Origin of the sequence: Pseudomonas fluorescens, from assembly GCF_005938625.1 — a bacterium.
Lineage (GTDB): Bacteria > Pseudomonadota > Gammaproteobacteria > Pseudomonadales > Pseudomonadaceae > Aquipseudomonas > Aquipseudomonas fluorescens_BD.
Window position 1 is genome coordinate 57,278 of record NZ_VCNJ01000044.1, and the last position, 21,347, is coordinate 78,624.

Sequence of the window (21,347 nt, forward strand, 5' to 3'; positions counted from 1 at the left end):
ACGAACGGGCAGTCCGCTTCGATACGGTGCAGAAAAACCTTAATTAGCACTGACGAAACCCAGTAAAACCGCGCTTCTCGTAGTTGGCACAACCACTGCATTACCCCACCCAACACACACATAAAGCCCAGCCTTCAACGACGAAGGCTGCGCTTCCCGAGAGAACGGGACCAGGACAAAGGCGTCCTCGCTAGGCAACTAGCGGGACGCCTTTTTTTGTTTGCGCAAAATTTCTCGAGCAAGGCCTGACTGCCCATAAGAGGCCAGCCGCAGCTCCCCGGAGAACCTGATGAAAAAACTCAAACTGGTGATGATCGGCAATGGCATGGCCGGGGTTCGCACCCTCGAAGAACTGCTCAAGCTGAGCAACGAGCTGTACGACATCACCGTCTTCGGCGCCGAACCGCACACCAACTACAACCGCATTCTGCTGTCACCGGTGCTGGCCGGTGAGCAGACCTTCGAAGAGATCGTCCTCAACGACCTCGACTGGTACCTGGAAAACCACATCAAGTTGCTGCTCAACCGCAAAGTGGTGGAGATCGATCGGGTCAAACGCCGGGTGATCGCCGAGGACGGCACCGAAGCCGAATACGATCGTCTGCTGATCGCCACCGGCTCGACACCGTTCATTCTGCCAATCCCCGGCAACACCCTGCACGGCGTGATCGGCTATCGCGACATCGCCGACACCCAGGCGATGATCGACACCGCGAAAACCCACAAGCACGCGGTGGTCATCGGTGGTGGTCTGCTCGGTCTCGAAGCCGCCAACGGCCTGATGCTGCGCGGCATGCACGTCACTGTAGTGCACATCGGCGAATGGCTGCTGGAACGGCAACTGGACAAAACCAGCGGCCAACTGCTGCAAACGGCGCTCGAATCCCGCGGGCTGCACTTCCGTCTGTGCGAGCAGACCCAGGCCTTGCACGACGCCGGCAATGGCCGGGTTGGCTCGGTGCAATTCAAGAACGGCGACATCATTCCCGCTGATCTGGTGGTGATGGCCGCCGGCATTCGCCCCAACACCGAACTCGCGGAAAAGGCCGGCATCCCGTGCAATCGCGGGATATTGGTCAACGACACCCTGCAAACCTACGACCCACGCATCTATGCCATCGGCGAATGCGCCAGCCATCGCGGAATCGCCTATGGCTTGGTCGCGCCGCTGTTCGAACAGGCCAAAGTCTGCGCCAACCACCTCGCACAATTGGGTTTCGCCCGTTATCAGGGCTCAGTGACGTCGACCAAATTGAAAGTCACTGGCATCGACCTGTTTTCCGCTGGCGACTTCATGGGCGGCGAAGGCACCGAAACCATCACCCTCTCCGATCCGATCGGCGGCGTGTACAAAAAACTGGTGATCAAGGATGACGTGCTGGTCGGGGCCTGTCTGTACGGCGATACGGCAGATGGCGGTTGGTATTTCCGACAGATTCGTGAGAATCACGCCATCGGCGAGATCCGCGATCACCTCATGTTCGGAGAAAACGCTCTCGGAGACGTAGGACATCAGGGCCAGGACAAAGCCATGGTCATGGCCGACACCGCTGAAGTCTGCGGCTGCAACGGTGTGTGCAAAGGCACTATCGTCAAAGCGATTCAGGAACACGGCCTGTTCAGCGTCGATGAGGTGAAGAAACACACCAAAGCGGCCAGCTCCTGCGGCTCCTGCGCCGGGTTGGTCGAACAGATCCTGATCAACACCGTCGGCGGCGCGGCGGACGTCAAACCGAAAAGCGAAAAAGCCATCTGCGGTTGCAGCGACCTCAACCACGGGCAGATCCGCCAAGCCATTCGCGAGCAACATCTGCTGACCATCGCCGGCACCCTGAGTTACCTCAATTGGCGCACCCCGAACGGCTGCGCAACCTGCCGCCCTGCCCTCAACTATTACCTGATTTCCACCTGGCCCGGCGAAGCCAAGGACGATCCGCAATCGCGCCTGATCAATGAACGTGCGCACGCCAACATCCAGAAGGACGGCACTTACTCGGTGGTACCACGCATGTGGGGCGGCGTGACCAATCCTTCGGAACTGCGGCGGATTGCCGATGTGGCTGACAAGTATCAGGTGCCGATGGTCAAAGTCACCGGCGGCCAGCGTATCGATTTGCTTGGCATCAAGAAGCAGGATCTGCCTGGCGTCTGGAAGGATCTCGACATGCCCTCCGGCCACGCCTACGGCAAATCCATCCGCACGGTGAAAACCTGCGTCGGTAGCGAGTTCTGCCGCTTCGGCACGCAGAACTCGACGCAACTGGGCATCGAGCTTGAGCACGACCTGTTCAACATGTGGTCGCCGCATAAAGTAAAACTGGCTGTCTCCGGATGCCCACGCAATTGCTCGGAAGCGGGGATCAAAGACGTAGGAATCATCGGTGTCGACTCCGGTTGGGAGATGTACATCGGCGGTAACGGCGGGATCAAAACCGAAGTCGCCGAATTCTTCGTCAAGCTGAAAACCGCCGAAGAAGTGCGCGAATACAACGGCGCATTCCTGCAGCTGTATCGCGAAGAAGCCTTCTACCTCGAGCGCACCGTGCACTACCTGCAACGGGTCGGCATGGAGCACATCAAGAAAGCCGTGCTGGAAGACCCGGAGCGCCGCAAAGCCCTGAACGAGCGCCTGCAATTCTCCCTGTCGTTCGAACAAGACCCGTGGAAAGAACGTCTGGCGCAGCCGCAACTGAAGAAAGAATTCGACGTAATCCCTGTGAAAAATCTGGAGGTGCCAGCATGAACTGGCTGGATATCTGTGCCCTCGACGAGATCAATACCCTCGGTTCGCGGATCATTGCCGGACCGAAAGGTGACATCGCGATTTTTCGTACAAGCGACGACGAAGTTTTCGCCCTCGACGACCGCTGCCCACACAAGGGTGGGCCGTTGTCACAAGGTTTGATCTACGGCAAACGCGTGGCCTGTCCGCTGCACAACTGGCAAATCGACCTCGAATCTGGCGAAGCGCAGGCGCCGGACATCGGTTGCGCGCACCATCACCCGGCGCGGGTCGAAAACGGTCGTGTGCAACTGGCCCTGCGGGACGCCATCTGATGAACCGCCAGACGACCGCCTCGACCTGCTGCTATTGCGGGGTCGGCTGCGGCGTGCTGATCGAGCATGACGGCGAGCGCATCCTCGGCGTCAGCGGCGATCCGGCGCATCCGGCCAACTTCGGCAAACTGTGCAGCAAAGGCTCGACCCTGCACCTGACCGGCGACCTCGCGGCCCGCGCGCTGTACCCGGAACTGCGTATGGGCAAAGGCCTGGCGCGCAGCCGCACGGATTGGGACAGTGCGCTGGAACATGCCGCCAACGTGTTCGCCGAAACCATCGCCGAACACGGACCGGACAGCGTGGCGTTCTATATCTCCGGGCAGTTGCTGACCGAGGACTATTACGCTTTCAACAAGCTGGCACGGGCACTGGTCGGCACCAACAACATCGACAGCAACTCACGGCTGTGCATGTCCTCGGCAGTGGTCGGCTACAAGCGCAGCCTCGGCGCTGACGCCCCGCCGTGCAGCTATGAGGATCTGGAACTCAGCGATTGCGTGATGATCGTCGGCAGTAACATGGCCTACGCCCATCCGGTACTTTTCCGTCGGCTGGAAGAGGCAAAAGCCCGACGTCCGCAGATGAAAGTCATCGTTATTGATCCACGGCGCACCGACACTTGCGACCTCGCTGATCTGCATCTGGCGATTCTGCCCGGTACCGATGTCGCTTTGTTTCATGGGATTTTGCATCTGTTGTTGTGGGAAGACTGGATCGACCGCGATTTCGTCAAAACGCACACGGAAGGCCTTGCTGAACTGAAGAGTCTGGTGCGCGATTACACCCCGCAAATGGTTTCGCAGTTATGCGGGATCAGTGTCGAGCAATTGCAGCAGTGCGCCGAATGGGTCGGCACTTCGCCGAGTTTTTTGTCGCTGTGGTGCATGGGCTTGAACCAATCCACGGTTGGCAGCGCGAAAAACAGTGCACTGATCAATCTGCACTTGGCTACCGGGCAAATCGGTCGTCCGGGTGCAGGACCTTTCTCCCTTACCGGTCAGCCAAATGCCATGGGCGGGCGCGAAACCGGCAGTTTGTCGAACCTGCTGCCGGGCCATCGAGACGCGGCCAACCCTGAACACCGCGCCGAAGTGGCGGCTTATTGGGGTGTGGATCAACTGCCGGACAGCACTGGGCTCAGCGCCATCGAACTGTTCGAGCAAGTGCGCAGCGGCAAGATCAAGGCGTTGTGGATCGCCTGCACCAACCCTGCGCAATCGATGCCCGATCAGAACGCGGTGCGCTCGGCGCTGGAAGCTTGCCCGTTTGTGGTTCTGCAAGAAGCCTTTCGCACCACCGAAACCGCAGCGTTCGCCGATCTCCTGCTACCCGCCGCCAGTTGGGGCGAGAAGGAAGGCTCGGTGACCAATTCCGAGCGGCGTATTTCCCACGTGCGCAAAGCCATCCTCCCACCGGGCGAAGCGCGGTCGGACTGGGCGATCACGGTAGATTTCGCACAACGTCTGGAGAAACGTCTGCGCCCCGGCGAGCCGAGCCTGTTTACCTTCAGCCAACCTGCGCAGTTGTTCGATGAATTCAAAGGCCTGACGCATGGCCGCGATCTGGATATGTCCGGGATCAGTCACGTGCTGATCGACGAGATCGGACCGCAGCAATGGCCCTTCCCTGTCGGTGCGCGGCAGGGAACACCACGACTGTACGAGGACGGGATTTTCCCAACCGCCAACGGACGCGCTCAGTTCATCGCAGACCCTTATCGCGCCGCTAAAGAACAGCGTGATGCGCGTTTTCCACTGACGTTGATCACTGGACGTCTGCGTGATCAATGGCACGGTATGAGCCGCACCGGTACGGCAGCGCAATTGTTCGGGCATGTCAGCGAAGCGGTGTTGAGCCTGCACCCGGACGAACTGCGCCGGCATCGCTTGCAGGCGGGAGACCTGGTCAACCTTAAAAGTCGTCGCGGCGCAGTGATCGTCGCAGTTGGCAGCGATGACAGCGTGCGTCCGGGACAAGCGTTTCTGCCGATGCACTGGGGCGACCGCTTTCTCAAGGGTGGTGTGAACAGCCTGACCCTGCCGGCCTTTGATCCATTGTCGAAACAACCGGAACTGAAACACAGCGGTGTGCGCCTGGAACCGACCAATCTGCCGTGGCAGCTTTTCGCACTGATTGAGGGTGATGTTCAACGGCATTTCGAGGCCCTACGACCACTCTGTGAGGCATTTTCCTACGTGAGTCTCAGCCTTGTCGGACGTGAACGATCGGCATTGCTGATACGCGCAGCCAGCAGCGAGGCGCCGGATGCGCAATTGCTCAGTGAAATCGACCGATGCCTGTCACTGATCGACGGCCCGGTATTGGCTTACGACGATCCACGTCGGGCCATCGGCAAGCGCGTGCGCATTGAAAGCGGCCGGATCACCGCGATCCGACTGGCCGGCGAAACCCTCGCCCGGCATTGGCTGCAGAGGTTGTGGCTGGAGGGCCGTGCGGACGAACAACTGCGGCGCTGGTTGCTGGCACCGATGAGTGCTCCGCCGGGCAGTGCCGGGGCGCAGATCGCTGCGGATAAAACCCTGTGCAACTGCCAGAACGTCAGCCTCAACGCGGTCTGCGCCGCCATCCGCCAGGGTCTGGATCTGCAAGGTTTGAAAAACAATTTGGGCTGCGGCACGCAATGCGGCTCCTGTGTCCCGGAAATAAAACGCTTGCTGGCTGCCAACGTGCAGCCAGTCGCCGTCATCTGATGAGGAAACACCATGAATGCAAAAGTCTGGCTGGTGGGTGCAGGTCCTGGTGATCCCGAACTGCTGACCCTCAAAGCGGTGCGCGCCTTGCGCGAAGCCGATGTGGTGCTGATCGATGATCTGGTCAACGACGAAGTGCTGGAACACTGCCCTGGCGCCCGCATCATTGCGGTGGGTAAACGCGGTGGTTGCCGTTCCACACCGCAGGCATTTATCCATCGGTTGATGCTGCGCTATGCCCGCCATGGCAAGTGTGTGGTGCGGCTCAAAGGCGGCGACCCGTGCATCTTCGGTCGTGGCGGTGAAGAGGCGCAATGGTTGCGTGAACGTGGCGTTGAGGTGGAGTTGGTCAATGGCATTACCGCTGGTCTGGCCGGGGCAACGCAGTGCGATATTCCGCTGACGTTGCGCGGTGTGGCGCGCGGGGTGACGCTGGTGACTGCGCACACGCAGGACGACAGCCAATTGAACTGGCAGGCGCTGGCGCAGGGCGGTACGACGCTGGTGGTTTATATGGGTGTTGCCAAGCTGGGAGCGATTCGCGATCAGTTGCTGGCGGGCGGGATGACGGCGGATACGCCGGTGGCGATGATCGAGAATGCGTCATTGCCCGGGCAGCGGGAATGCCGGAGTGATCTGGCGAGCATGAGTGATGATGCGTGTGCGTTTGGATTGAAAAGCCCGGCGATTCTGGTGATCGGGGCGGTGGCGGCTGTTGTTGTTGAAGAGCAAAAGATCGCAGCCTGCGGCAGCTCCTACTTTGGATCTGCGTGCACCCTTTAAAGCCAAATCGCAGGCAAAGAAAAGCCCGGCCTAAGCCGGGCTTTTCTCAGAGCGGCAGCTAATTACTTAGCTTGAGCTTCAACCTGCGCTTCTACGCGACGGTTTACAGCGCGGCCAGCTTCAGTTTTGTTGTCAGCAACTGGGCGGGATTCGCCGTAGCCAACAGACTGAACGCGGGACGATTCAACACCGTACTGGTTGGTCAGAACTTGCTTAACGGCGTTTGCACGACGCTCGGACAGTTTCTGGTTGTAAGCGTCAGGACCGACGGAGTCAGTGTGACCTTCAACAGTAGTGGTGGTGGATGGGTACTGCTTCATGAAGTCAGCCAGGTTCTTGATGTCGCCGTAGCTGTTTGGCTTCACAACCGACTTGTCGAAGTCGAACTTAACGTCCAGCTCAACACGAACAACTTCAGCAACTGCTGGGCAGCCGTCAGCGTCAACAGTTACGTTGGCTGGGGTGTCCGGGCACTTGTCAACGTTGTCGCAAACGCCATCGTTGTCGCTGTCGGAGCAGACTTCAGCTGGTGCTGGAACTGGAGCAGCAGCAGGCTTGGAGCCGCCACCGAAGTTCACACCGATACCAACGCTAGGAGCCCACTCGGTGTCGCCCTGGTCGATGTTGTATTGAGCTTCAACGCCAGCACGGGCGTAGAAGTTCTCGGTGAAGTACAGCTTGGCACCAGCGCCCAGGTTGGCGAAGGTGGAACGGTCACGACCGCCGGAACCGTTCTGACCGATGCTCTGATCGGAGAAACCAGCCGATACGTATGGACGCAGCATGTCGCCTGGGTTGTTGAAGTGGTACAGAGCGTCCAGAGCGGTGTTAGCGCCCTTGATGTTACGACCGTCGTCGGAACGCACGTTGTGCACTTCGTCGTAGCCCAGACGCAGTTCAACGTCGTCGGTCAGGAAGTAACCGATCGAACCGCCGAACAGGTTGCCGTTGTTCTTGAAGTTACGAGCGCTGTCGAATTGTTCTTTCTTTGCGAAGCCTTCGATTTCAACTGCGCCTTGGCCTTGTGCCAGAGCGCCGAACGAAGTGGCGGCAATCAGAGAACCAATGGCCAAGCCCAAGGTGTTTTTCAGTTTCATCCGTTAAATCCCCATCTGGTGATTGTGAAGCAGTCCCGCAAACCGGGGGACAACTCGGCGGCAAGTCTATCAGAACTTGCCTACACGTAAGAGATATTTGCGCTGAACTAAGTTTCAGCAATGCCTGCAAATTTCTCACGCAATTTATCTAGAGCACGTTTGTAACGCATTTTTGTCGCACTCAAACCCATGTGCATGATGTCTGCGATCTCCTGAAATTCCAGCTCTGCGACAAATCGAAGCACCAGAATTTCGCGGTCAATCGGGTTCACATACACCAGCCAGCGATCAAGTCCGCCCTTCTCCTCGGGTTTCGGCGCCTTTTCTTCGGACGCTTCCTCGAGGGGGTCAAGACTCAATGCGTCCATCAAGCGACGCTTTCGCCGTTCCTTCCGATACTGCGTAATACATTCGTTGTACGTGATGCTGTAGAGCCACGTTTTGAACTTCGATTTCCCCTCGAAGTTCTTCAGGCCGTACAGCACCTTTAACATGACTTCCTGACAGACATCGTCTGCGTCGCGATCGTTCCCAAGATATCTCGCACAAACGTTAAATAATGTTCGCTGGTAACGCCGCATCAGTTCTTCATAGGCGCGCGTTACGTGAAAAAGCTCGGTATGCGAGCGCGCGACCAACTCCTCATCAGAGAGCTCGCGGGGGTCGTAGCGCGTGGATAGCGTTTGGGCTTTATTCAAAACAAGTCGTGCCGACAGTCAGGTCAATGTCCACCGCAACCAGCATCAGCTGGCATTTTGCGGCGGCATACATTAGCAGGGTTTGCCGGATTAGCGGCTACTCACATGCTGTTCCAGCAGGATCCGATTGGAAAGAGAGACTAGCTCACCCTCATCGGTCAGCAATGTGGTTTTAACCGTGCCGATCTCTTCGATCTGGCCTTCGACCTCGCCAACACGCACTTGTTGCCCAACCTGATACAACTCACGCACATAGATTCCCGCAAGAATCTGACCGGCAATTTCCCGGCTTCCCAAACCCATGGCCAGCGCAACCGCCAGACCAACGGTAATCAAAACGATGACAATCACATGGTTCAGCAGGTCGGTCTTGACCTCAAGCTGACTGATCGCGACCGAGATGCTGATGATGATCACCAGCCCCTGAGCAATTCGCCCAAGCCCCGAAGCGTAGTCCAGGCCTACACCTTCTGCCGCCCCGCGCACCAGCCCGTTGGCCAGTTGTGCGAGCAAAACACCCACCAGCAACACCAGCGCCGCGCCGAATACTTTCGGCAAATAGAGCGCCAACATATCCAGCGTAGCTGAAACTCGCTCAAGGCCAAGGGATTCTGCTGCAGAAACCAGAAAAATGAGCAGAACGAACCAGTAAACGATTTTGCCGATCAGGGTCGAGATCGGGACTTGCAGCCCCGCACGCGACATCAATTTAGTCAGGCCGGTACCGCCCATCAGGCGATCGAGACCCAGTTTGGCGAGCAATTTGGACAGCAAGGTATCGAGCAGCTTGGCCACGACGAAACCCAACAGCAGCACGACCAGTGCGCCGAACAGGTTCGGGATGAAGTTGGCTACTTTGGTCCACAACGCAGTCATTGCAGTGACGAGGCTCTGAGTCCAGAGGTCGAGTTCCATATTCAATCAGCCTTATCAGCAGTGCGAGCGGTAGGTTTACGAAGACGGGAAACCGGCGAGACATGGGCCGATCCGTTATTCAGGGCGATCATCAGCGCGGGCAGCCAGCGGCCCAGCAGGCTGAACAGATCACCGGCGCCGACCTGGCGGTTGGCGGTTTTGAGTACGCGGCCCAGGCAAGCATCGTCGTCGCGGCTGGACGGCGAAGCGTTGAGCATGTCGCGCAAAGACTGTTCAAACGGATCGTGCATACGCACCTCTCGTGATGTCTGTGAAAGACGCGGGCAGATTTGGTCGGGTCACATGCGCCATGTTCAGACCCAGCGCAAACGACGGAATAACCACCACTGACCGAAGGCCAGGGCGAGCACCGTCAAGCAGGCGATCAGGAAGCCGTAAGGGCTGCTGGAGAACGGAATTCCGCCAACGTTGATACCCAACAGACCGGTGATGAAACTCATCGGCAAAAAGATGCAGGTTATGATCCCGAAGCGGTACATCGTTCGGTTCATGCGCTCGCTCAAACGCCGGTCTTCAGCCTCCAGCACAAGCCCCACGCGCTCTCGGGTCAATTCGAGCTCTTCGAGATATCGGGTCAGGCTGTTGTTCAATTCGTTCCAGTAATCAGCATCGTCGTCGACAAACCACGGCAGTTTGATCCGCGTCAGCTGCCCGAAAATATCCCGCTGCGGCGCAAGAAAACGCTTCAGCCCGGCAGCCCTGCGACGGATGTGCAAAATGGCGCCATGCTCGGGGGTATACCGTTCGTCGGCATCCATCTTTTCCTCTTCCTCATCGGCGATTTCCGAGAGGCAAGTGACCAGATCCTGCACCTTGTTGGTGAGGAACTGCGCCAGATAAAGGATCAGTTCAGAGGAGGTTTTCGGGCCTTTGCCGTCCGCCAATTGCACCAGCAGCTCATCGGTGGCGCGCAATGGGCGCAAACGCAGGGAAATCACCCGTTGGGGTGAAGCAAAAATCCGCACCGAAACCATGTCTTCCGGCTCGGCGCCCGGATTTAGGTTGACCCCGCGCAGAAACAGCAGCAGCTCGGCATCCGGCAGCGGCAACAGGCGCGGCCGCGTGTTCTCTTCCAGCAACAAGTCGCAGGTGAATTCGTTGAGACCGCTGGATTTGCGCAGCCAGGTCTGGGTCTGCGGATGGCTGCGATCCCAATGCAGCCACAGGCTTTCATGGGCCTGCAACTGCAAATCGTCGAGCTCAGTCCGGGCTATCGAACGCGCACCGCCTTTTCCGTCCAGCACCAGGGCATGCACCAGCCCCCATTGCGCGTTTTCTTCCTCGAACATCCGCATCCCTTTGTTGAAAGCTTATTCAGGCATCTTCAGCGGACTCGGCGAAACGATCACGCCGTTGTTGTCCGCATAAATGTACTGGCCCGGGTGGAACGTCACACCGGCGAAGGTCACCGGGACGTTGAGGTCGCCGAGGCCGCGTTTTTCGGTTTTCATCGGGTGGCTGGCCAGCGCCTGCACGCCCAGATCGGTCTGCGCGATGACGTCGACGTCACGGATGCAACCGTAGATCACCAGCCCTTCCCAACCATTTTTGGCAGCCTTCTCGGCAATCATGTCGCCGAGCAATGCACGGCGCAGCGAACCGCCGCCATCAACCACCAGTACCTTGCCGTTGCCCTTGAGGTCAGCCTGTTCCTTGACCAGCGAGTTGTCTTCGAAACATTTGATGGTCACGATTTCGCCGCCGAACGAATCACGACCGCCGAAATTGCTGAACATCGGCTCCAGCACCTGCACCAGCTCCGGATAGGCGTCGCACAGGTCAGGCGTAAGGTAATGGTTCATCGAAAAACTCCTGTAACAAGGAAGACGATCAAGGATGACGCATTCTGTTGAGACGAGATCCGGCGGTCGCTGTTTACCTTAGTCCATCCCATGGTCGCTGAACGAACCTGAACAAACCCTGAAACGTAATCGCTAAACAGCCACCAAAAATGACCAGAACCGCACAATGCGTCACATCTTAACCGCAAGCCAACCCGAACGAAATGCCCTTTTCAGGGCCTCCCGCTCAGACCGCAGCAGCTAAATCCGGCTTCTCGCCCAGCAATGGCGTGTGCTGATCGTTCAACCAGCGCGCCACCAATGGCCATACCTCAGTCTGCGCCGCTTTGCTCACCAGCATCTCGACATGGCCGAAATTATCGTTGAAGCCCTGCTCGCGGCCCAGATTGACGAACTGCTTGTGCTCCGAGCCGATCTGCTCGAACAGTTTGCGACAAGCCCAGGCCGGATCCTGATGATCCCCTGCTGCAGTCACCGCCAGCACTGGCACTTGAACATCGGCCAGCCCCGCCCACCAATCCTTGTCCTTGTCGCCAAAACGGCCGAACAAGCCGTACCAGCGCATGCTTTCCAGCGCCAGACCGATCGGCTCATCTTCCGGGCCACGCTTGAGGCGCGAACCCGACAGCTGCGCGAAGCGCTTGAGAATGAAGCGCCCGCTCCACTCCACTGGCGGAATTTTCAGCGGCCAGTAAGTACGGCTGACCTGGGTGCCGAAAAACGCTGCCGAGGCCACGGCAGGCTCGCCAAGGTATTCGCCACCGAGCGCCGCGGCCAGGGTGATGCCGCCCAGCGAATGGCCGATCCAGTGCGGAATCTGCCCGCTCTGCTCACGCACGAATGCGGCAATCGCCGGCAAGTCGTAACGGGCGTAGTCGGCGACACGATTGCGCCGGTATTCCTCGTTGCGCTGCGACAAGCCGTGGCCGCGCATCTCCGGAATCCACACGTCGAAACCCAGACGCGTCAAATAGGCGCCCAGGCCCAGACCTTTGGGTGAAAACCAGAAGCGTCGATTGGAAAAACTGCCGTGCAGCAGAATCACCGGCACACCGCGAGGCGCCGAGTCATCAGCCATGCCCAAGCGGGTCACAGCGATTTCCACGGACCAGTCGGGGCTGTTGCCGGGTTTCAGTCGATACACGTCTTCGCTCAGATCGCCGCGCCGTTCGGCGCTGATCAGGGCGACAGGAAACAGGTTGCTGCTGCTTTGCATAATGCTCTTGCACAAAAAAGGGCGGCATCTACAGGAGCCCGCCCTACTTCAATCTCAAAGCCCGCTCCCACATGGGAAGCGGGCCGTTCACATACCGATCAGGCCGGCGCTTGGCCTTCGGCGAGGAAGAACCAGGTTTCCAGCACGGTGTCCGGGTTCAGCGACACGCTTTCGATGCCCTGCTCCATCAGCCACTTGGCCAGATCCGGGTGGTCCGAAGGCCCCTGACCGCAGATACCGATGTACTTGCCGGCCTTGTTGCACGCGGCAATCGCGTTAGCCAAGAGCTTCTTGACCGCCGGATTACGCTCGTCGAACAGGTGCGCGATGATACCGGAATCGCGGTCCAGACCCAGCGTCAGTTGCGTCAGGTCGTTGGAACCGATCGAGAAACCGTCGAAGAATTCGAGGAACTCTTCAGCAAGGATCGCGTTGGATGGCAGTTCGCACATCATGATCACGCGCAGACCGTTTTCGCCGCGCTTCAAGCCATTTTCGGCGAGCAGATCGACTACCTGGCTGGCTTCGCCCAGAGTACGGACGAACGGCACCATGATTTCGACGTTGGTCAGGCCCATCTCGTTGCGCACACGTTTCAGCGCGCGGCATTCGAGTTCGAAGCAGTCACGGAACGATTCGCTGATGTAACGCGAAGCGCCACGGAAACCCAGCATCGGGTTTTCTTCTTCCGGCTCGTAGAGCTTGCCGCCGATCAGGTTGGCGTATTCGTTGGACTTGAAGTCCGACAGGCGCACGATGACTTTTTTCGGCGTGAACGCTGCAGCCAGGGTGCTGATGCCTTCCACCAGTTTGTCGACGTAGAAATCGACCGGGTCGTTGTAACCGGCGATACGCTTGTCGACGCTGTCCTTGATTTCCTGCGGCAGACCGTCGTAGTTCAACAGCGCTTTCGGGTGGACGCCGATCATGCGGTTGATGATGAATTCCAGACGGGCCAGGCCCACACCGGCGTTCGGCAGTTGCGCGAAGTCGAAGGCGCGGTCCGGGTTGCCGACGTTCATCATGATCTTGAACGGCAGCTCCGGCATGGCGTCGACGGAGTTCTTCTTGATGTCGAAGCCCAGTTCGCCTTCGAAGATGTAACCGGTGTCGCCCTCGGCGCACGAAACGGTCACGCCCTGGCCATCCTTCAGCAGTTGGGTGGCGTTGCCGCAACCGACCACTGCCGGAATGCCCAGCTCACGGGCGATGATCGCCGCGTGGCAGGTACGACCGCCGCGGTTGGTGACGATGGCGCTGGCGCGCTTCATCACCGGTTCCCAGTCCGGGTCGGTCATGTCGGAAACGAGTACGTCGCCCGGCTGTACCTTGTCCATCTCGGACACGTCTTTGATGATGCGCACTTTACCGGCGCCGATGCGCTGGCCAATCGCACGACCTTCCACCAGCACGGTGCCGGTTTCTTTCAGCAGGTAACGTTCCATGACGTTGGCCTGGGTGCGGCTTTTCACGGTTTCCGGACGCGCCTGCACGATGTACAGCTGGCCGTCGTCACCGTCCTTGGCCCACTCGATGTCCATCGGGCAGCCGTAGTGCTTTTCGATGATCATCGCTTGCTTGGCCAGTTCGCTGACTTCAGCGTCGGTCAGGCAGAAACGCGCGCGCTCAGCCTTGTCGACGTCGACGGTCTTGACCGAACGACCGGCCTTGGCTTCGTCGCCGTAGATCATCTTGATCGCTTTGCTGCCCAGGTTGCGACGCAGGATCGCCGGACGACCGGCCTCCAGCGTGCCCTTGTGCACATAGAACTCATCCGGGTTGACCGCGCCTTGTACAACGGTTTCGCCCAGACCGTAAGCGCCGGTGATGAACACCACGTCACGGAAACCGGATTCGGTGTCGAGGGTGAACATGACGCCGGCAGTGCCGGTTTCCGAACGCACCATGCGCTGCACGCCAGCCGACAGGGCGACCAGTTTGTGGTCAAAGCCCTGGTGCACGCGGTAGGAAATCGCACGGTCGTTGAACAGCGAAGCGAACACCTCTTTGGCGGCGCGGATAACGTTTTCCACACCACGGATGTTCAGGAAGGTTTCCTGCTGACCGGCGAACGAAGCGTCCGGCAAGTCTTCGGCGGTGGCGGAAGAACGCACGGCCACGGCCACGTCAGGGTTGCCGGCCGACAGCGCGGCAAACGCGGTGCGGATTTCGGCATTCAGTTTTTCGGGGAATTCGGCTTCCATGATCCATTGACGGATCTGTGCGCCGGTCTTGGCCAGGGCGTTGACGTCGTCGACGTCGAGCGCGTCGAGGGCCGCGTGGATCTGGTCGTTGAGGCCGCTCAATTCGAGGAAATCACGATAAGCCTGAGCCGTCGTGGCGAAGCCGCCGGGGACCGAAACACCGGCGCCTGCCAGGTTACTGATCATCTCGCCCAGGGATGCGTTCTTGCCCCCCACATGCTCAACATCGTGTTTGCCGAGCTTATCGAGGGAAACTACGTACTCTACCAAGGTGATCTCTCCACTAACTGTGTTGGAAAAGCTCAGAAACCGGCGGCCCGGGGGAGCCTTGGCCGGTTGTATGGCCTGGACCTGGAAAATAAGTGAGAATGCGGGCCAATCGCGGCCGACAAATCGCGCCTATCATATCCAGAAATACTGATTAGCTTAAGGCCCAAGGTGCAAATGAAACGATCTGCTTTCTTCATCTCCGATGGCACCGGCATCACTGCCGAAACCCTGGGTCAAAGCCTTCTGGCGCAGTTCGAAAACATTACCTTCAGCAAATTCACGCGACCGTACATCGATAGCGTGGATAAAGCGCGGGCCATGGTACAACAAATCAACAAAGCCGCTGAAACCGACGGCTTCCGCCCTATTATCTTCGACACCATCGTCAATCAGGACATCCGTGAGATTCTCGCAACGTCCAATGGTTTCATGATCGACATTTTCTCGACCTTCCTCGCCCCGCTGGAGCAGGAACTGACCGAGCATTCTTCCTACACCGTCGGCAAGTCCCATTCGATCGGGCACAACTCCAATTACATGGAGCGCATCGAGGCGGTTAACTTTGCCCTCGACAACGATGACGGCGCGCGTACCCACTATTACGACAAAGCCGACCTGATACTAGTGGGCGTGTCGCGATGCGGCAAAACGCCGACGTGTCTGTACATGGCCATGCAGTTCGGCATCCGCGCGGCCAACTATCCGCTGACCGAAGACGACATGGAGCGCCTGACCCTGCCGACGGCCCTGCGCGCCCATCAACACAAGCTGTTCGGCCTGACCATCGACCCGGACCGCCTCACCGCGATCCGCAACGAGCGCAAGCCCAACAGCCGTTATTCGAGTTATGCGCAGTGCGAATTCGAAGTGCGCGAAGTGGAGAATCTGTTCCGCCGCGAGAACATCCCCAATATCAACTCGACGCATTTTTCGGTGGAAGAGATTTCGGCGAAGATTCTGGTGGAGAAAGGTGTGGAGCGGCGGTTCAAGTAGCTCTGCATTGCCTGATCTGACGCCTTCGCGAGCAAGCTCGCTCCCACAGGTTTCTGTGTCTGCAAATTTTGCATTCACCACAAAACCCTGTGGGAGCGAGCTTGCTCGCGAAGAACGATTACACGGTCTCGGTTAATGCCCGCGCCAAAGCCTCGAATCCACTAAGCAACAACCGATCATCCCCCACCGCATTACACACACTCACCCGAATAAACTGCGGCACCGCTGCATGCCCCACCGCAAACGCTTCAGCCGTGGCTACCAGATAGTTGTCCTCCTTCAACTCCGCCGCAATCTGCGACGCCCGCCACAGCTCAGGCACTTCCACCCAGAAATGCGGGCTGTAAGGGTGAGTCTTGTAATTCAAACCCTGCAGAACAGGCGTCACCGAGGCTTTGCGCCGAGCGATCTCGCTGATCTGTTCGTCCAGCAAACGCTCGGCCATGCCGCTTTCGATCCACAGACTGGCCACTTCCATCGAGAGTGGATTGGCCATCCAGCACGTTGCGCGGATGGCGGCACTCAAACGGCCGATCAACGCCTGCGGGGCGTGCAGGTAACCGACGCGCAATCCGGCGGAAACAGCTTTGCTCAAACTGCCAATCAACACCGAACGCTCCGGCGCGAAGCAGCTGAGCGGCAACGGGCGTTGGCGATCCAGAACTGCATGTGCTTCGTCTTCGATAATCAGCAGATTATGCTGGCGGCAGAGGTCGGCAATCGCCTCGCGCCGTGGGATCGACATGACCGCAGCCGTAGGATTCTGGATCGTCGGCGTGCAATACAGCGCCGAAACACGATGTTGACGGCAGATGTCCTCCAGTGCCGACGGCAACAGTCCTTCGTCATCCATCGCTGCGCCGACAAGTTTTATCCCAAGCTGGCGTGCGACGCCGATCAATCCGGGGTAGGACAAATGCTCGGTGACCACTGTGTCACCGGCCTTGAGCAAGCCCATCAGCGCGCACAACAAACCATGCTGACCACCGTTGACGCACAACACCTGATCGGCGTGCGGCACGAACGCCCCATGCTGCAGCCAGACCGCCCCCGCCAATCGGTGCCGGGCCAACCCAGCTTCAGCGGTGTATCCGGTCAACTGCTGTAACACCCGCGGATCGCTGGCCAGCTCCTGCAGACTCTGGCTCATGAACGCCGCTTCCTGCGCGGGAATCGGCTGATTGCGGCTCATGTCGAAACAGGCTGACGGCTCATCGCTGACATTGCGAAAGCCTTTGTCCTGCGGCCGCTCCATCCCGCGCTGACAGACATAAGTGCCATCTCCGACGCGGGCGACGACCAATCCCACGCGTTCCAATTCACCGTAGGCACGACTGATGGTGCCGATGGTCACGCCCAGGCTGTCGGCCAGCAATCGGTGCGGCGGCAACTTGCATCCCGCATCGATCACCCCTTCCTCGATGGCTTGCTCTACCGCGTCAGCGAGGCGTTTGTACTTTACGCCGACGCCGTTGACGAGGCCGTCACGGAGGATTGACACCATGGCAATACTTACTTTGACAGTCATTCTCGCCCCGAATAGCGTGCTTAAAACAGGTTCAATCAGAAATATCCCGTTTCCGCGATCAGGTCAATTCCACCGTTCGGAGCACGCCACATGTCGACCGCCGTCAGCACACCGATGAATATCAGCAAACCCTGGCTCGCTGGACTGTTCACCAGCACGCTGTTTTTGATCGTCTGCCTTAGCTGGGGCACGACGTGGCTGGGGATCAGGATTGCGGTGGAAAGCGTGCCGCCGCTGACCGCCGCTGGATTGCGTTTTTTGATCGCTTTTCCGCTGTTCCTGAGCTTCGCGCTGTTGCGCAAGGAACCGCTGTTTTTTCCAAAGCAAAGTCGCGGGTTCTTTGTGTTCGTCACACTGTCGTACTTCAGCCTGCCCTACTACCTGCTCAACTACGGCGAGATGCACGTATCGTCCGGCCTGACAGCGCTGCTGTTCAGCTGCATGCCGGTGTTTATCCTGCTGTTCTCGGCGCTGTTTCTGCGCGAGAAGATCTACCCGTCGCAAATGCTCGGCATCGCTATCGGTTTTGGCAGTCTGTTCATGATTATTCGCAGTCAGGGCCTGCATCTGGATCAGGCCGAATGGCTGGGAGTGCTGGCGATTCTGTGCGCAGCGGTGATGCATGCGCTGTGCTACGTGGTGACGAAAAAACACGGCAGCGCCATCAGTGTGATCACCTACAACACGCTGCCGATCGGTATCGCCGGGCTGATGTTATTTATTGTCGGCTTGAGCATTGAGGCACCGGTGTTTGCGCAAGTGACAACGCGTTCGTGGGGCGCCCTGCTCTACCTTGGACTGGTGGCATCGGTCGGCGGATTCATCGTTTATTTTTTGCTGCTTAAACGCCTGAGCCCGATCATTCTGTCGTTCGTGTTTATCATCTTCCCGGTGTTCGCCGTGATCATTGGCGCCTGGTACGAGGGGCAGACCCTGTCCCGGGAGCTGATGATCTATTCGGCGATTTTGTTGAGCGGTTTTGCGATCACCAAATTGCCCATCGAAAAATGGCGCACGCGGCCCGTGTAGGAGCTGCCGAAGGCTGCGATCTTTTGATCTTGTTTTTTACAATCAAAGTCAAAAGATCGCAGCCTGCGGCAGCTCCTACAGGTTTTTCGTCAGATCACAAGTAGGTCGACGAAACGGTTTACCGGGGTGGACTCCAGAAGCGCCTGATCCTTGCACAACGCGAAGATCTCACCACTACGCTGGCCGGTGAACCGTGTGGCCAGATTGGCCTTGAACTTGTCTTCGAGTAACGGAATGCCCTCGACGCGACGGCGGCGATGACCGATCGGGAATTCCACCACGACGTTGTCGGTGCTGCTGTCGTCCTTGAAAAACACCTGCACGGCGTTGGCAATCGAGCGTTTATCAGGCTCCAGGTATTCGCGGGTGAAACGCGGATCCTCGACGATGACCATTTTTTCGCGCAGCACATCGATGATCGGGTGCGCCTTGTGGAAATCATCTTCGTACTGCTCGGCGACCAGATTGCCAAAGGCCAGCGGCACGGCGGTCATGTACTGGATGCAGTGGTCGCGGTCGGCGGCGTTGGCCAGCGGCCCGACCTTGGAAATGATGCGAATCGCCGATTCGTGGGTGGTGATGACGATGCGATCGATTTCATGCAGACGATTGCGCACCTGCGGGTGCAAGGTCACCGCAGCTTCGCAGGCGGTTTGCGCATGGAATTCGGCGGGGAAGCTGATCTTGAACAGCACGTTTTCCATCACGTAACTGCCGAACGGCCTCGAAAAACTGAAGGCGCGTTTGCCTTCGGGTTTCAATGCCAGATCGCTGTTGGCGTGGCTGAACAGGACGTCATAAAAGCCCCACTGTTTGGCAGTCAGCACGCCGGGAATGCCCATCTCGCCGCGCATGGCAATGTCGGCCAGACGCACGCCCCGACTCGATGCATCCCCCGCCGCCCAGGATTTTCGCGAGCCGGCGTTTGGAGCATGCCGGTAAGTGCGCAGCGCCTGACCATCGGCGAACGCGTGGGACAACGCCGACAACAATTGCTCGCGATTGGCGCCCATCAGTTTGGCGGTAACGGCGGTCGAGGCGACTTTCACGAGAATGACGTGATCGAGTCCTACGCGGTTGAAGGAGTTTTCCAGGGCGATCACGCCTTGAATCTCATGGGCCATGATCATCGCTTCGAGCACATCGCGAATAGTCAACGGCGCTTCAGCGTTGGCCAGACGCTTCTGCGAGAGGTGATCAGCCACCGCAAGAATGCCGCCCAGGTTGTCCGATGGATGACCCCATTCGGCGGCGAGCCAGGTGTCGTTGTAGTCGAGCCAGCGGACGATGCAGCCGATGTCCCACGCGGCTTTAACCGGGTCGAGGCGATGGCTGGTACCCGGCACCCGCGCGCCGTAAGGAACCACCGTTCCTTCGACCATCGGGCCGAGGTGTTTGGTGCATTCGGGGAAACGCAGCGCCAGCAGGCCGCAGCCCAGCGTGTCCATCAGGCAGTTGCGGGCGGTGTCGAGGGCTTCGGCAGAGGTGACTTTGAAGGTGAGGACGTAATCGGCGATGTCCTGCAGGACACGGTCGTAGTCGGGGCGGTTGTTCAGGTCGACGTTGGCGCTCATGTTCGATTCACTCTTGAAGTGGTTCGTTGATGGGACCTCGGTTCAGGGCTAACAATTTCTTATTGTTGAAATGCAATCCCTGTAGGAGCTGCCGAAGGCTGCGATCTTTTGATCTTTGTTTTTAAAGTCAAGATCAAGAGATCGCAGCCTTCGGCAGCTCCTACAGGTGAAGCAAGCCGGGGGGGGAGGCGCCCGGTGTGGTGTCAGAATGAATCGCCCGGGACGCGTACGTAGCCTTCCATCAGCACCCGAGCACTACGGCTCATGATGGCTTTTTTGACGATCCACTCGCCGTTTTCCAGACTGGCTTCAGCGCCAACCCGCAACGTCCCGGACGGATGCCCGAAGCGCACAGCGTTGCGCTCGACGCCACCGGCCGCAAGGTTTACCAAGGTGCCGGAAATGGCCGCCGCCGTGCCAATCGCCACTGCCGCCGTGCCCATCATCGCGTGATGCAACTTGCCCATCGACAACGCCCGCACCAGCAAATCCACGTCACCGGCGCCAACCGCTTTACCACTCGACGCCACGTAATCCGCAGGCTTGGCGACAAACGCGACTTTCGGCGTGTGCTGACGCTTGGCCGCTTCTTCCAGATTGGCAATCAGGCCCATGCGCAGCGCGCCATAAGCACGAATGGTCTCGAACATCTGCAGCGCTTTCGGATCACTATTGATCGCGCTTTGCAGTTCGGTGCCGGTGTAGCCGATGTCTTCGGCGTTGACGAAAATCGTCGGGATGCCAGCGTTGATCATGGTCGCCTTGAACGTGCCGATGCCCGGCACTTCTAGCTCATCGATCAGGTTGCCGGTAGGAAACATCGAGCCACCGCCGCCCTCTTCGTCCGCCGCCGGGTCCATGAATTCCACTTGCACTTCGGCCGCCGGAAAAGTCACGCCGTCGAGTTCGAAATCACCGGTTTCCTGCACTTCGCCGTTGGTGATCGGCACATGAGCAATAATCGTTTTGCCGATATTGGCCTGCCATACGCGCACCACCGCGACACCGTTGTGCGGAATGCGGCTGGCGTCGACCAGGCCGTTGTTGATGGCGAACGAACCGACCGCTGCCGAAAGGTTGCCGCAGTTGCCGCTCCAGTCGACGAAGGGCTTGTCGATGGAGACCTGACCAAACAGGTAATCGACGTCGTGATCGGCCTTGATGCTTTTCGACAGGATCACGGTTTTGCTGGTGCTGGACGTGGCGCCGCCCATGCCGTCGATTTGTTTGTCGTACGGGTCGGGACTGCCGATTACGCGCAGCAGCAAAGCGTCGCGAGCCGGACCGGGAATCTGCGCCGCTTCGGGCAGATCCTTGAGGCTGAAAAACACGCCTTTGCTGGTGCCGCCGCGCATGTAGGTGGCGGGGATTTTTATTTGTGGTGCATGAGCCATGAGTGCTCCTTCAAAACGACCAAAGGACTCATCATCCCTTGGTCGCTTAACA

At 58.7% G+C, this 21,347-nt stretch carries 17 protein-coding genes; 6 read left to right on the top strand and 11 right to left on the bottom strand.

What is annotated here, in order from left to right; genetic code table 11:
* Positions 1–289 precede the first annotated feature (289 nt).
* Genes nirB through cobA form a run of 4 tightly spaced genes read left to right on the top strand, consistent with a single transcriptional unit; the run spans position 290 to position 6,554 of the window.
* The gene (nirB, locus tag FGA82_RS24450) at positions 290–2,743 is read left to right on the top strand and encodes a nitrite reductase large subunit NirB (RefSeq protein ID WP_141129056.1); all 2,454 of its coding nucleotides are present in this window, start codon (positions 290–292) and stop codon (positions 2,741–2,743) included.
* The gene (nirD, locus tag FGA82_RS24455; RefSeq protein ID WP_095120050.1) at positions 2,740–3,057 is read left to right on the top strand and encodes a nitrite reductase small subunit NirD; all 318 of its coding nucleotides are present in this window, start codon (positions 2,740–2,742) and stop codon (positions 3,055–3,057) included. Before nirB ends, nirD begins: the two co-directional genes overlap by 4 nt.
* Positions 3,057–5,771 carry a nitrate reductase gene (locus tag FGA82_RS24460; RefSeq protein WP_141129057.1) on the top strand — a complete coding sequence of 905 codons (2,715 nt, stop codon included), beginning with the start codon at positions 3,057–3,059 and terminating at the stop codon, positions 5,769–5,771. Before nirD ends, FGA82_RS24460 begins: the two co-directional genes overlap by 1 nt.
* 12 nt (positions 5,772–5,783) lie before the next feature.
* Positions 5,784–6,554 (top strand): uroporphyrinogen-III C-methyltransferase, encoded by a 771-nt coding sequence (gene cobA, locus FGA82_RS24465; RefSeq protein WP_141129058.1) that lies wholly within the window; start codon positions 5,784–5,786, stop codon positions 6,552–6,554.
* Between the two features lie 62 nt (positions 6,555–6,616).
* Here the strand turns inward: cobA and FGA82_RS24470 are convergent, their stop codons facing one another.
* From FGA82_RS24470 to ppsA, 8 genes are all read right to left on the bottom strand, one after another.
* Complete coding sequence (locus FGA82_RS24470; RefSeq protein ID WP_016985589.1) at positions 6,617–7,651, bottom strand: OmpA family protein; 1,035 nt, start codon at positions 7,649–7,651, stop codon at positions 6,617–6,619.
* 107 nt (positions 7,652–7,758) lie between these two features.
* Positions 7,759–8,349, bottom strand: a complete 591-nt coding sequence (gene sigX, locus FGA82_RS24475; protein ID WP_011333251.1) for an RNA polymerase sigma factor SigX — start codon at positions 8,347–8,349, stop codon at positions 7,759–7,761.
* A gap of 90 nt (positions 8,350–8,439) precedes the next feature.
* Positions 8,440–9,264 (bottom strand): mechanosensitive ion channel family protein, encoded by an 825-nt coding sequence (locus FGA82_RS24480; protein ID WP_007916401.1) that lies wholly within the window; start codon positions 9,262–9,264, stop codon positions 8,440–8,442.
* 2 nt (positions 9,265–9,266) lie between these two features.
* Positions 9,267–9,515 carry a hypothetical protein gene (locus tag FGA82_RS24485; RefSeq protein WP_008076827.1) on the bottom strand — a complete coding sequence of 83 codons (249 nt, stop codon included), beginning with the start codon at positions 9,513–9,515 and terminating at the stop codon, positions 9,267–9,269.
* Positions 9,516–9,578: 63 nt separating this feature from the next.
* A complete protein-coding gene (locus tag FGA82_RS24490) occupies positions 9,579–10,574 on the bottom strand; it encodes a zinc transporter ZntB (RefSeq protein ID WP_141129059.1) in 996 nt (331 codons plus the stop codon).
* 21 nt (positions 10,575–10,595) lie between these two features.
* Positions 10,596–11,087: a ribonuclease E activity regulator RraA gene (rraA, locus tag FGA82_RS24495; RefSeq protein ID WP_141129060.1), complete on the bottom strand. Its 492-nt coding sequence runs from the start codon at positions 11,085–11,087 to the stop codon at positions 10,596–10,598.
* Between the two features lie 226 nt (positions 11,088–11,313).
* A complete protein-coding gene (locus FGA82_RS24500) occupies positions 11,314–12,303 on the bottom strand; it encodes an alpha/beta fold hydrolase (RefSeq protein ID WP_141129061.1) in 990 nt (329 codons plus the stop codon).
* A gap of 98 nt (positions 12,304–12,401) precedes the next feature.
* A complete protein-coding gene (gene ppsA / locus FGA82_RS24505) occupies positions 12,402–14,777 on the bottom strand; it encodes a phosphoenolpyruvate synthase (protein WP_141129062.1) in 2,376 nt (791 codons plus the stop codon).
* Between the two features lie 174 nt (positions 14,778–14,951).
* On the opposite strand from ppsA, the gene ppsR reads away from it, so the two are divergent.
* Positions 14,952–15,770: a posphoenolpyruvate synthetase regulatory kinase/phosphorylase PpsR gene (gene ppsR / locus FGA82_RS24510; RefSeq protein WP_007916411.1), complete on the top strand. Its 819-nt coding sequence runs from the start codon at positions 14,952–14,954 to the stop codon at positions 15,768–15,770.
* 118 nt (positions 15,771–15,888) lie between these two features.
* On the opposite strand, the gene FGA82_RS24515 is transcribed toward ppsR, so the two are convergent.
* Positions 15,889–17,298: a PLP-dependent aminotransferase family protein gene (locus tag FGA82_RS24515; protein ID WP_141129063.1), complete on the bottom strand. Its 1,410-nt coding sequence runs from the start codon at positions 17,296–17,298 to the stop codon at positions 15,889–15,891.
* A 114-nt stretch (positions 17,299–17,412) separates the two neighbouring features.
* Here FGA82_RS24515 and FGA82_RS24520 point away from each other — a divergent pair, with 114 nt between their 5' ends.
* The gene (locus tag FGA82_RS24520; RefSeq protein ID WP_171057354.1) at positions 17,413–18,327 is read left to right on the top strand and encodes a DMT family transporter; all 915 of its coding nucleotides are present in this window, start codon (positions 17,413–17,415) and stop codon (positions 18,325–18,327) included.
* Between the two features lie 89 nt (positions 18,328–18,416).
* Here the strand turns inward: FGA82_RS24520 and prpD are convergent, their stop codons facing one another.
* On the bottom strand, positions 18,417–19,901 hold the full coding sequence (prpD, locus tag FGA82_RS24530; protein WP_141129065.1) for a 2-methylcitrate dehydratase: 1,485 nt from the start codon (positions 19,899–19,901) through the stop codon (positions 18,417–18,419).
* Positions 19,902–20,104: 203 nt separating this feature from the next.
* The gene (gene prpF / locus FGA82_RS24535) at positions 20,105–21,295 is read right to left on the bottom strand and encodes a 2-methylaconitate cis-trans isomerase PrpF (protein ID WP_141129066.1); all 1,191 of its coding nucleotides are present in this window, start codon (positions 21,293–21,295) and stop codon (positions 20,105–20,107) included.
* Between the last annotated feature and the right edge of the window lie 52 nt (positions 21,296–21,347).

Coding starts and splice junctions, on each gene's coding strand:
- nirB (WP_141129056.1), top strand. CDS start 290: ATGAAAAAACTCAAACTGGTGATGATCGGCAATGGCATGGCCGGGGTT.
- nirD (WP_095120050.1), top strand. CDS start 2,740: ATGAACTGGCTGGATATCTGTGCCCTCGACGAGATCAATACCCTCGGT.
- FGA82_RS24460 (WP_141129057.1), top strand. CDS start 3,057: ATGAACCGCCAGACGACCGCCTCGACCTGCTGCTATTGCGGGGTCGGC.
- cobA (WP_141129058.1), top strand. CDS start 5,784: ATGAATGCAAAAGTCTGGCTGGTGGGTGCAGGTCCTGGTGATCCCGAA.
- FGA82_RS24470 (WP_016985589.1), bottom strand. CDS start 7,651: ATGAAACTGAAAAACACCTTGGGCTTGGCCATTGGTTCTCTGATTGCC.
- FGA82_RS24480 (WP_007916401.1), bottom strand. CDS start 9,264: ATGGAACTCGACCTCTGGACTCAGAGCCTCGTCACTGCAATGACTGCG.
- FGA82_RS24485 (WP_008076827.1), bottom strand. CDS start 9,515: ATGCACGATCCGTTTGAACAGTCTTTGCGCGACATGCTCAACGCTTCG.
- FGA82_RS24490 (WP_141129059.1), bottom strand. CDS start 10,574: ATGTTCGAGGAAGAAAACGCGCAATGGGGGCTGGTGCATGCCCTGGTG.
- rraA (WP_141129060.1), bottom strand. CDS start 11,087: ATGAACCATTACCTTACGCCTGACCTGTGCGACGCCTATCCGGAGCTG.
- FGA82_RS24500 (WP_141129061.1), bottom strand. CDS start 12,303: ATGCAAAGCAGCAGCAACCTGTTTCCTGTCGCCCTGATCAGCGCCGAA.
- ppsR (WP_007916411.1), top strand. CDS start 14,952: ATGAAACGATCTGCTTTCTTCATCTCCGATGGCACCGGCATCACTGCC.
- FGA82_RS24515 (WP_141129063.1), bottom strand. CDS start 17,298: ATGACTGTCAAAGTAAGTATTGCCATGGTGTCAATCCTCCGTGACGGC.
- FGA82_RS24520 (WP_171057354.1), top strand. CDS start 17,413: ATGAATATCAGCAAACCCTGGCTCGCTGGACTGTTCACCAGCACGCTG.
- prpD (WP_141129065.1), bottom strand. CDS start 19,901: ATGAGCGCCAACGTCGACCTGAACAACCGCCCCGACTACGACCGTGTC.
- prpF (WP_141129066.1), bottom strand. CDS start 21,295: ATGGCTCATGCACCACAAATAAAAATCCCCGCCACCTACATGCGCGGC.